Below are 11,528 nucleotides of genomic sequence, written 5' to 3' on the forward strand. Positions count from 1 at the left end.
GTTAAGGTTGAATATAATCTACATTATTTGTCTATATTTAAATAATGGTAAAATATAAACAACGAAAATTTATTAAGGAAATTTTGCTATTCCATATTTTAAAGGTTCAATGGTGGATTGAATATTTTCTATAAATTAAAAAGAAATAAAAAAAGAAATGAAAAAAGAAATTTAAAAAATTTAAACAAATTAATGATTTTTTTATCTTAAATTCACGAGTCGAAGGCTTTAATATCTTTTTAAATAGATATAAGATAATTTTTAAATAATGTAGATGAGTGGTGTTAATGAGTGGCAAAACATAAAAATTCCTGGACGGAAGAAAGAATTAAAAAAAAAATTAAAGAGGGCAAAGGAACAGGAGAGGGTATTAATTATAAACCTTGGTTAACCATTCAAGACTTCCCCTCTAAAGGCCTTGTTACGAGAACCGTTGGATGGAAAACAAACCGAATTCATCATTTCTTTTCAAAGCTAGAAAGAGATTACTTTTATTTATGTGAATGGGATGAAAAAATTATTGATATCAGAGAACAATTCCCGCTTCACAGAGAGGATACTTTGAAAATAGCATCTGACAAAAATATTAAACACCCGTTATGCCCAATTAATCAGATACCAATAGTCATGACGACTGATTTTATTTTGACTGTTAATACATCTAAAGGTATAAAGACTTTCGCTCGTACAATCAAACCATCAAAGGAACTTGATAACAATCGTATTATAGAAAAGTTTGAAATCGAAAGGTTTTACTGGAAACAAAGGGGAGTGGATTGGGGTATTGTTACGGAAAAGGAAATCTCCAAGCAATTAGTAACAAACATAGAATGGGTGTACAGTGCCTTTTTTTTATATGAAGAATTATCTTCATCGTCATATCAATCTCTGTTATCTGAGTTAAAAATTTTAATACAAAATGACCAGAAGACTTTAATTGAGATATTTACCAATATGGATATTGATTGGTCACTTGAAAGAGGAACAGCACTTTATCTCTTTAAACACCTAATTGCAAATCAAGAAATTATCATTAATATGGAGCAACCAAAAAGTTAATAAGATTAAATTAAGTATAAACCAAAAAAATAATATAGGAGCAAGTTAGATGTTTGTTTCAAATGAAATAATTTCCTTTAAAGGTGCGGATGGTGAAAGTTTTAGAGAACGAATACTCTGGATTGACGAAGATTACGTCATTTGCTACACAATAAATTTAAATGATAATAATGCACTTCCAATAAAACGAAAAATTTCTGATTTGGAGCAATTATTAATCGAAAAAATTTTAACGAGCAAAAATAAGGACCCATACTTTTATATTTATGAACAAGAGGAACAAATACCTGAAAGACATAAAGAAATACGAGATGAAAGATGGAAAATTATCGAAACCATGTGTCTGATGGAACCAGAAGTTTATGAAAAAAGTAAAAGAGGTAGTTTAATACAACAAACGGTGAAGAACACTGGGAAAAGTAAGAAAGTAATCTATGATTATTTACGACAATTTTGGGTTAGGGGTAAGGTTAAAAATACTTTATTACCTGATTACCGTAATTCAGGTAATAGAGGTAAAGAACGGATACTTAATTCAAATAAAACAGGGAGACCAAGGAAGTTTGAAACGATTCAAGGTGTAGGTATCAATGTAGATGAAGAATTAAAACGTATTTTTAATATTAGTATTAAAAAATTTTATCATACTACAAAACAAAATTCATTAACTGTTGCTTATAAACTAATGATTGCAGAATATTTTGCCGATGATTATAGATATGAAAATGGTGTGAAGTTACCTATTTTAAAAGATAAGGGTCTTTTGCCGACTTTTAGGCAATTTGAATATTGGTATAAAAAAACGTATTCCAATGAAGAAAAAATTCGTAAAAGGAAGGGAGACAGAAGATATGAATTACAGCACCGTGCAGTATTAGGTACTTCTGTTGGAGTAATGTACGGACCAGGTACTAAATTTCAAATAGACGCAACAATTGCTGACGTATATTTAGTTAGTAAATATAATCGTAATTGGATAATTGGAAGACCAATTATTTATGTTGTTATAGATGTATTTAGTCGAATGGTAACAGGTTTATATGTTGGTTTAGAAGGACCTTCATGGTTAGGGGCTTGTATGGCTTTAGCCAATGCCGCTAGCGATAAAGTCGCATACTGTAAAGAGTTTAATATTGATATTGAACCAGAAGAGTGGAATACAAATTTTTTACCAAGAACATTACTTGCTGATAGAGGTGAACTTGAAGGATATGATGTGGAGCGTATTGTTAATGCATTTAGTATAAATGTAGAAAATACTCCACCTTATCGTGCAGATTGGAAGGGAATTGTAGAGCAACATTTTCGTACAATTAATAGAAAAGTAAAACCGTTTTTACCAGGAGAAGTAGTTAAAGATTTACGTGTTAGAGGAGATAAGGATTATCGTATCGAAGCTACTCTAAATCTCGAAGAATTCACACAAATAATAATTGAATGCGTGTTATATCATAATAATTCACATTGGTTAAAGAATTATAATTGTGAAGAAATGATGTTGACTGACGAAGTAAAACTAATTCCAAGAGAGATATGGAATTGGGGGATTAAGAACCGTTCAGGATTTCTTCGAACTTTTAGTGAGGACATTGTAAAACTACACTTATTACCTGGTGGAAATGCAACAGTTAGTTTTAAAGGGATAGAATTTAAGGGGATGAGGTATTCGTGTGAAAGAGCTATAAAGGAAAGATGGTTTAATGAAGCTAGAGATAGAAGTTGGAAAGTTAAGGTTTCATATGACCCTCGTAATATGAACAAAATATACATACATGTTGATGACGGAAACGGCTATGAGATATGTACTTTATTGGAACATCAAATGAAGTATAAAGACCTTTTCCTTCATGATGTAGAATATCTTCAATTGTACGAAGAATATAATGCAAAATCTTATGCCAGTTATGAATTGCAAGAAGAAGTCAATTTGCAAGCTGAAATTTCAACAATAGTAAATAATGCAAAAAGTAAAATGAAAAATGAGAAAGAACAAATTAGTAATAACAAACGTATTAAGGGAATAAGAGCGAATCGTGCACTTGAAAAAGAAGCAAGAAGAGTCGAAGAGGCATTTATTTTATCTAATCATGAAGAAGAAAGTCAATTAGATACTATACATAGCGATTCTTTAGAAGATAGTAACACCAAAAATCATTTAAATAAAATGGATTTATTACGTCAGAAGCAAAAGGAGATGAAAGAATTTGCTAAACGAAAATCTAAATTATTTTAAAAAAATTAATATAATCAATGCGGAGTATTCAGAACAATTATTACCTGAATACCAAGGAAATCCACTAATTGAGTCATTACCTCCAATACTTACTGAAGAAGAGTTTATCCAATATAGTACAGTTTTCCCAGCTTATAATAATAAAGAATGTGAGTTAGACAATAGCTATAGATTTCATTGTATTCAAAGATTGTTTCAATATTTTCAACCCTTTGAAGTACATATTGATTTAGAACAAAGGATTTCACGTGCTATTAGACAAGGTTATATTACAAGAAATCCATTTAATGTTAAACAAGTTAAACAAATGAATGATAGTTACAAAGCACTAAAACTTGGATTATTTTTAGAAAATTATGAAGGGCCTATGACTAGAACAGCAACAGGTTTTACTATAATTGGTTTTTCAGGAATTGGAAAAACGACAGCAATTGAAAAGGTGTTGTCATTATATCCACAATGCATTTTACACAAAAATTTTAGAGGGGAAATATTTCATTTTTTGCAAATTTCTTGGTTAAAGCTAGATTGTCCGTTTGATGGCTCGATAAAAGGTCTTTGTATGAGCTTCTTTTCAGAAATTGACCGTTTAATTGGAACGAACTATTTTTCTAAACTTAAGTCGAGGAATAACTCAATAGACGTATTATTACAATATATGATACATTTAGCAAATTTACATGCGATTGGTTTAATTATAATAGATGAAATTCAGCATTTGAATTTGAGTAAAAGTGGTGGCTCGGAAAAAATGTTGAATTTTTTCGTAACACTCGTGAATACAATTGGCATCCCTGTGATAATGGTTGGAACTAATAAGGCTATTCGAATATTACAAAGTCAATTTAGACAAGCACGTCGTGGAAGTGGACAAGGCGATATGGTTTGGAATCAAATGCCTAAGAATGAGATGTGGGATTTGTTTATAGAAGGTATGTGGGATTACCAATGGACGAAAGAATTTACTCCACTAACCAATAATATTAATTCAATCTTATATGAGGAAAGTCAAGGTATTATAGATATTGCAAAGAAGCTATTTATGATTACACAATTGCAAGCCATTAGTGCTGATATAGAAAAAATAACACCGAGTCTAATAGAAAAAGTGGCAAAAGAAAATTTAAAATTAGTTAAACCTATGTTAAAAGCACTAAAATCTGGTATACCAAGTGAAATAGCAAAATATGATGATATCCAACCTATAGATATGGAAGAACAGATAGTAAAATTTAAAGCGTCTATAGATGTACATGAAAAAATTCGATTACAAAAAAAATTGCAAGAAAATAAAAGGAACATACAACAAAAATCTTTCTTAGAAGAGATTATGTTATTTTTATTATCATTTGAAGTAGACCCAAAAAAAGCAGAAGTACTTGCAGCTAAAATATTAAATAATCATAGTGAAGACGAGTCTTTTTCATTAGTAGATGTTAAAAAGGAAGCTATGAGATTATTATTTAGTGAAGAAAATAAAAAGAAGAATAATACAAAGGTTAAGAATTCAGCCTCAAATAAAGAGATTAAAGAAAATATTCTTTGCTATTTGGCTGACCGTGCAAAGAAGAACAAAAAATCAGTTTATGAGGAACTTTTACAAAGTGGTTATATCAAGGGAAAAATTGATTATACAGGAGAAATAGATGATATTAACATTTCCAACACCTTATCCAGATGAATTGTTATATAGTGTACTTGCTCGGTATCACGTAAGAATGGGGAATATTAGTCCTAAACGAACTATAGAAGAAATATATGGTAAACGTACTATACGTTCAGTACTAGATTTGCCTTGCAATTTACAACTTCTTGAAAAACGTTTAAATAATCGTCATTTAACAAGTGATTTTTTTATTTACAATAATACATTATTTCCATACTACAATGCTTTTTTTTTGCCTAAGCAAGCTGAAAAAATACTGGATTTGATGAAAAGTGAGTTCGGAGAACGGGTTCATTCTACTTCTGGAATTACTGCGAGCAATATTAGTAGGAAAGAATTTTTTATGCATTGTGAAAAATGTTGTAAAGACGACATTGAAAAATACGGTGAAACTTTTTGGCATAGAACACACCAACTACCAGGTGTATTTATATGCTATAAGCATGATATACCGTTGTTTAGTACGAATGTTTCAACTAAATCTCCAAACCAGCATGAATATATCAATGCTTCATATGAATCCGTGATAAGAGATGGAATTAAAATCAATATAAATGAAAAAGATGTTCCACACTTAATGCTAATTTCGAAATTATCATATCAGTTACTTCATGGAAACTTCCAGCAAAACAAAAATACACATTTACAAAATTTTTATAAAAAATGCCTTAAAGAGGAGGGGCTGTGTAGTCCGTCAGGATATGTTCAACGAGAAAAAGTTTATAATTTATTTCGAACTACTTTTTCCAATTCACTTCTTGAAATGATACAATCTGAAGTTAATTTGGAAGGAACAAACTGGTTAACAATGATTTTCCAAAAACATCGTAAATCCTTTCATCCGCTTAGACATTTACTTATAATAATATTATTTGGAAAAGAATTGAATAGATACTTCTATGGAAAAGAAAATTATGTTCCTTTTGGTATTGGTCCATGGTATTGTTTAAATCCAGTCTGTCCAAATTATCTTACACCAGTAATTACTGACTTGAAGATAAACAGTTGTCATGATACTAAAAGACCAGTCGGTACTTTTACATGTAATTGTGGATTTGTATATTCTCGTAGAGGACCTGATACTTGTTTAGAAGATAAATATAAATTAGGAAGAATTCTAAAGTACGGTACAATTTGGAACAGTACTTTAGAACAAATGATATCTGAAGGTCGGACTTTAACAAGCATATCTGAAAAATTGAAGTGTGACCCTTTAACAGTGAAACGAAAAGCAGTACAGTTAAACATCCCTATTAAATGGAAAGTATTTTCTACGAAAAAAAACAACAATACCCCTTCAGGGCATCATGATAACAAGCTAATGAAAAGACGTAACGAATGGTTAGATTTTCAAGAAAAATACCCTGAATTGTCTAAAACGGAACTACGCAAATTATGTCCTTCATTATTCATTTATCTATATAGACATGACCGAATGTGGATTGATGAAAATTCCCCGAAGTTAAAAAAAAATAAACCTGTAAACAATAGAGTAAATTGGGAAAAACGAGACGATTGTATTCTAATGCAGGTAAAGATTATTATTCAAGAATGGGATAACGACAAAAAAAAACTAACACGTATATCTTTACATAGAATTGGGATAAAACTTAATAAATTAAGTCTTCTTCAAAAAAATGGAGATAAACTTCCAAAAACGATGGCATATATTAATAATTGTATCGAGAATATAGAAGATTTTCAGCTACGAAGAGTGAGGTTTTTAGCTCAACAAATGAAAATTAATGAGGAATCGATTTTGGAGTGGAAATTAATCCGTAAAGCGGGACTGAGAAACAATGTGTCAGAAAAAGTAATAGATTTGGTTCGTGAGCTGTCAGAATAAAATTGTACTAGTTACTAACTTTGTTTGTAAGCATAAATAATATTTAGTTACCAACTTTGTTTTCCGTGTATTGTTTAACACAACGGTAGAATGCGGGTTTCGTGTTTTCAAAGTTACCAACTTTGTTTGTTATTAACACTGATCAGGGAGTGTAAAATGATGACTAAATTTAACGATGAAAATATCATCCCTACAAAAGACGATTTTCACGTTAGTGAAGTTGATGAGCGTGTTGTAATAAGAAAACCAATTAAATAACTTTCAATTTAAAATACAGGGGACTAGTGGTGCTAACCATTAGTCCTTTTTTTATTTTGAACATGATCATACAGACAAACTAAACTTCTGTAGTTTTATAAAAAACAAAAATTTAACGAAACTAAGTTAATCAATTGAGGCCTTCAAATAAGATTTACGAAAAAAAAGATAGGTAAGCAGATAATAATCTGTTACCTATCTTTTTTTTGATCAAAATTAATTTTTCGTTTTCACTATAATTTCACCATATTTTATTAGAATTCAATTTATTAAGAAATGAGAGGAGGGAAATAACATGAATAAAAGAGTAAAGAGAATTTTTACATGGGTCTCTATTACTGCAGTTTTTGTTTTAGGGGTACATTTTTTTCTTAGATTACTAGGTGGTTTTCATGAAAGACGTTTTGCTGATCAACATTCAATGTTCATGGATAGAGGCGGTCGAAACGAATTTAGATCACATCAGATGATGCATGGCCCACACCATTTTCATGATTTTTCTTGGATTGGTTTAGTATTATTCCTTTTAATCGCATTTGCGGTAGTGACTTTTATCTTTAAAAAGTTAGTTAAAAAGGGACAAGCTAGCCAGGTTAATCAAATTTCATTAGATACAACTAGTTTTAACACACCTATAAACAGAACAAACGCAGATTTATTGGATAAATGGGAAAAAAATCTATTATCAAAAAAGGAGAATAATTAAAATGGGTATTTTTAAAAGAATGAAATCAATATCGTTGGCTAAAGTGAACGGAGCATTAGATGGTTTAGAAGATCCAATCTCAATGTTAAATCAATATATTAGAGAAATGGAAGAAGATCTTTTGAAAGGTCAGGAAGCACTCTCTCGTCAAATCTATCTAGAGAATAAGCAAAAAGCATTGATTTTAGAGACAGAAGGGCTGGTAAACAAAAGAAGTGGACAAGCTAAGCTCGCAGTTGAAAATGGAGAGGATTCCATTGCAAAACTGGCAATACAGGAAAAACTTGTTCATGAAAAACAGCTAAGCCTATATACAGAGCAGTTAAATACAATTCAAAATCAAACTCAGTCACTTTATGAAAAATTAGATGAACTGAAAGGAAAATATGATGAATTTCTGCATAAGAGACTGTTACTAGTTTCTAGAGCAAATATTGCAAAATCAATTAAACAAATTCAACAAACATCTGTTTCATTTAATTCAGAAACAATTGCAAATGGAATCTCGCGTGCTGAAGATCGAATACTTATGATGGAAGCAGAAGTACAAGCTCAAATTAAATTTGCATATCATAATAACCAATCTATTGGATATAAAGATAACGTAATGAGTGATGAAATAGAAGAAGAGCTACAAAAGCTAAAGCAGCATGCTGTGGAAACTGCGTAAGGTCATGACCTAAAAAAATTTCGGGGAGCACCGTATTAAATTAACGGGTGCTTCCTTTTATTTTATAATTGATTTGAAAATGGAAAAGATGAAGAAGACAACTGAATATAGAGATACGTATATAAAACGAGGGAGTAATATTGATGATGAATATACTAGTAGCTGAAGATGATTTGAAACTTGGTGAGCTAATCAGTTATATGTTAAAGAAAAAAGCAGGTTATAAAGTGGAGTGGGTTACAGAGGGAGAAGAAGCTTACTATTACGCTACGAACACCCATTATGATGTCTTAATATTAGATTGGATGATGCCAGGGGGAACAGGAATAGAAGTGTGTCGTAGGTTACGTAAAGAAGGATATTCAGGAGCGATTCTAATCCTTACAGCTAAAGACGCCCTAGAGGACCGCATTGTAGGACTGGACTCAGGAGCTGATGATTACTTAGTTAAACCTTTTGAAATTGATGAGCTACTAGCTCGATTAAGAGCACTTTCTAGGCGTAATTATGCTCCTATTTTAGAGGAAGAAATTATTATAAGTGATATGATTCTAAATCGTACAAGCCAATCAATCAGAGGTGGAGACACTGAAATACAATTAAGCCCTCGCGAATTTCAATTAGTTGATTTTTTAATACAGAATAAAGGGCAAGTATTACCTCGTGAAATTATTTTGGAGCGGGTATGGGGTTTTGATTCAGATGTTGCAATGAAAACGATTGATGCTACTGTTAAACTTCTTCGAAAGAAACTAGATTTGCTTGGTAAACAAGATTTGCTACAAAGCATTAGAGGGGTAGGATATAAATTTGATAACTAATCTTATTTCTTCTTTACGTGATTTCCGAAATCGTGGAGGAAGAGATGTTTTTAAGCGTACGCAAAATCGCCTAACAGTACTATATAGCGGACTTGTTATGCTATTTCTAATTATATTCATCATCATAGTCTTTGTAGTGTTATATGTAGTCTTAATGAGTGATCAAAGACGTACAGTGGAATCATTGGCTAGTCAAGAAGCAAAGATTATCGAAAACTATATGATTCAAAATCAACAAGAAAACCTCCACGGCGATAATCAAGATGTAGTTTTAGCAGGTGTCGATCAATTTTTTTATTATGTAGTTAATCCAAATGGAGAATTAATAATGGGACAGGAGGATATCCCACAAATAAGGTCTAGGCTGTTTGGACAAATAAAAGATTGGATTCCAAAAGAAAATGAAACCCGAAAGGTAAAAATAAAATTAGAACATGAAGAGTTTGAAAACGACATGAGAAAATTCCATGATCATGATATTCATGTTCCTTCAAATCGAAAAGAAATTTGGTTGATGGTATCAAGTAAACCACTATTTTATAAAGGAAATTTCATCGGTACAATTTATGTTGGAAAAGATATTTCGGATATTTATCATTTATTCAAATTTGTTGTCATTATACTAGTTGGCTTAACAATCGTATTTTCTGGAGTTGCACTTTATATCAGTTTTTTTATGTCAAAGAAAGCGATGATCCCTATCTTTAAATCATTTAACCGACAGCGAGAATTTGTTGCAGATGCTTCTCATGAATTAAGAACACCATTAAGCGTTTTATTATCGTCGATCGATGCAATGGAAATGACAATCGATATAGAGAAAGATGATTTTTCTCGAAAGCTTTTATTTAATATGAAAGACGAAGTAAAAAGGATGACAAACTTAGTCAGCGGATTATTAACATTAGCTCGTTCAGACTCGGATCAAGTTGAAATTAAATTAGAGAAGTTTGAATTTCGTTCCATTGCAGAAAAGGCGCTTGTATCTCTACAACCGTTAGCAGCATCAAAACAAATTAATTTAAACTTAATTGCTCCAGAGAAGGTAATCGCTGTGGGAGACTCTGAAAAGTTATCACAGCTTTTATATATATTAATAGATAATGGGATTAAGTATACGCCTATTGGAGGAGAGGTTCAGTTAGTTCTTTCGGATAAAGAAAATGAACTATGTATCCAAGTAACTGATACAGGTATTGGAATTAAACCTGAAGACCATGCACGAATATTTGACCGTTTTTATCGGTCTGATAAATCAAGATCTAGACAAATTGGTAGCCATGGTTTAGGCTTGGCGATTGCAAAATGGATCGTGGAAATTCATAATGGAACTATTCAAGTAAATAGTGAAGTTGGAAAAGGAAGTACGTTTACTATTCGGATTCCAACTTCTAATATGAATAGTAAAAAGGCATAAGCCACAAGAGTAGAATAACCGATAAAAAGAAGTGGAAAATAAAAAAGGTTAAATTTGAATGAATTCGTTTCCTATTGTTTTAAAAGAACAATTGCCGAAATTAGAAATCCATTTTTCCTAAAAGAGAGGAATGTTGACGTTGAAAATTGCTTTCATTGCACACGATCAAAAGAAAAAAGAATTAGTAAATTTTGCAATGGCATATGAATCTATTTTATCTAAACATGAATTATATTCAACAGGAACAACAGGAACAAAAATAATGGAAAATACAAATTTAAAAATACATCGATTTAATTCTGGACCACTTGGGGGAGACCAGGAAATAGGTGCCTTAATAGCGAAGAATTTGATGGATATTGTTATCTTTTTTCGAGATCCACTTACAGCGCAACCACATGAACCTGATATTTTGGCTTTAATTCGTTTATGTGATGTTTACTCGATTCCTTTAGCAACGAACATGGGTACAGCAGAAATTTTAATTCATGGTTTAGAGCGAGGGGACTTAAAGTGGAGAAACATCGTACATGATAAACAAATTCGAGAAAGCAATAAATCTTAAAAAAGATGTAATAATCGAATAATTAACTTTGATGAAGGAAAAAGTAATGCTAGTTCAGTTAAAAAGGAGGTTTATGATGGATAATCAAGATTTTGGACATACACATGATACAGGTGAAACAGTAAAGATTACGGGCTATTATACTGATAAAGACGGGGAGCATATTGAATTAAAAGCAGGACAAAAATTCCCTAATTGCCCTTCATCAGGAAAGCCAACTAAATGGAGACACGGACGTTAAAATTAGATTTTAAAGTAAAAAAGATTGTACTTAAATACATAGTACA

At 31.2% G+C, this 11,528-nt stretch carries 10 protein-coding genes; all 10 read left to right on the forward strand.

Annotation, left to right across the window (positions count from 1 at the left end; translation table 11 throughout):
• The first annotated feature begins 291 nt into the window (after nucleotides 1-291).
• The 10 genes from MY490_RS01090 (at nucleotide 292) to MY490_RS01135 (ending at nucleotide 11,482) form a co-directional block, all read left to right on the forward strand.
• Entirely contained in the window at nucleotides 292-1,059 is a 768-nt protein-coding gene (locus MY490_RS01090) for a TnsA endonuclease N-terminal domain-containing protein (RefSeq protein WP_248267635.1), read from the forward strand.
• Between the two features lie 49 nt (nucleotides 1,060-1,108).
• Nucleotides 1,109-3,292: a Mu transposase C-terminal domain-containing protein gene (locus tag MY490_RS01095; protein ID WP_248267636.1), complete on the forward strand. Its 2,184-nt coding sequence runs from the start codon at nucleotides 1,109-1,111 to the stop codon at nucleotides 3,290-3,292.
• Nucleotides 3,264-4,973, forward strand: a complete 1,710-nt coding sequence (locus MY490_RS01100; protein ID WP_248267637.1) for an ATP-binding protein — start codon at nucleotides 3,264-3,266, stop codon at nucleotides 4,971-4,973. The genes MY490_RS01095 and MY490_RS01100 overlap by 29 nt, the downstream gene beginning before the upstream one ends.
• Nucleotides 4,939-6,804 carry a TnsD family transposase gene (locus tag MY490_RS01105; RefSeq protein ID WP_248267638.1) on the forward strand — a complete coding sequence of 622 codons (1,866 nt, stop codon included), beginning with the start codon at nucleotides 4,939-4,941 and terminating at the stop codon, nucleotides 6,802-6,804. Before MY490_RS01100 ends, MY490_RS01105 begins: the two co-directional genes overlap by 35 nt.
• Nucleotides 6,805-7,357: 553 nt before the next feature.
• Complete coding sequence (locus MY490_RS01110) at nucleotides 7,358-7,768, forward strand: hypothetical protein (protein WP_248267639.1); 411 nt, start codon at nucleotides 7,358-7,360, stop codon at nucleotides 7,766-7,768.
• A gap of 1 nt (nucleotide 7,769) precedes the next feature.
• Nucleotides 7,770-8,438, forward strand: a complete 669-nt coding sequence (locus MY490_RS01115; RefSeq protein WP_248267640.1) for a PspA/IM30 family protein — start codon at nucleotides 7,770-7,772, stop codon at nucleotides 8,436-8,438.
• A 146-nt stretch (nucleotides 8,439-8,584) separates the two neighbouring features.
• Nucleotides 8,585-9,259 (forward strand): response regulator transcription factor, encoded by a 675-nt coding sequence (locus MY490_RS01120; RefSeq protein WP_248269292.1) that lies wholly within the window; start codon nucleotides 8,585-8,587, stop codon nucleotides 9,257-9,259.
• Nucleotides 9,249-10,676 (forward strand): sensor histidine kinase, encoded by a 1,428-nt coding sequence (locus MY490_RS01125; RefSeq protein WP_248267641.1) that lies wholly within the window; start codon nucleotides 9,249-9,251, stop codon nucleotides 10,674-10,676. Before MY490_RS01120 ends, MY490_RS01125 begins: the two co-directional genes overlap by 11 nt.
• A gap of 139 nt (nucleotides 10,677-10,815) precedes the next feature.
• The gene (gene mgsA, locus MY490_RS01130) at nucleotides 10,816-11,241 is read left to right on the forward strand and encodes a methylglyoxal synthase (protein ID WP_248267642.1); all 426 of its coding nucleotides are present in this window, start codon (nucleotides 10,816-10,818) and stop codon (nucleotides 11,239-11,241) included.
• A gap of 76 nt (nucleotides 11,242-11,317) precedes the next feature.
• Nucleotides 11,318-11,482 carry a hypothetical protein gene (locus MY490_RS01135; RefSeq protein WP_248267643.1) on the forward strand — a complete coding sequence of 55 codons (165 nt, stop codon included), beginning with the start codon at nucleotides 11,318-11,320 and terminating at the stop codon, nucleotides 11,480-11,482.
• Nucleotides 11,483-11,528 lie beyond the last annotated feature (46 nt).

The organism is Gottfriedia acidiceleris (assembly GCF_023115465.1).
GTDB lineage: Bacteria > Bacillota > Bacilli > Bacillales > Bacillaceae_G > Gottfriedia > Gottfriedia acidiceleris_B.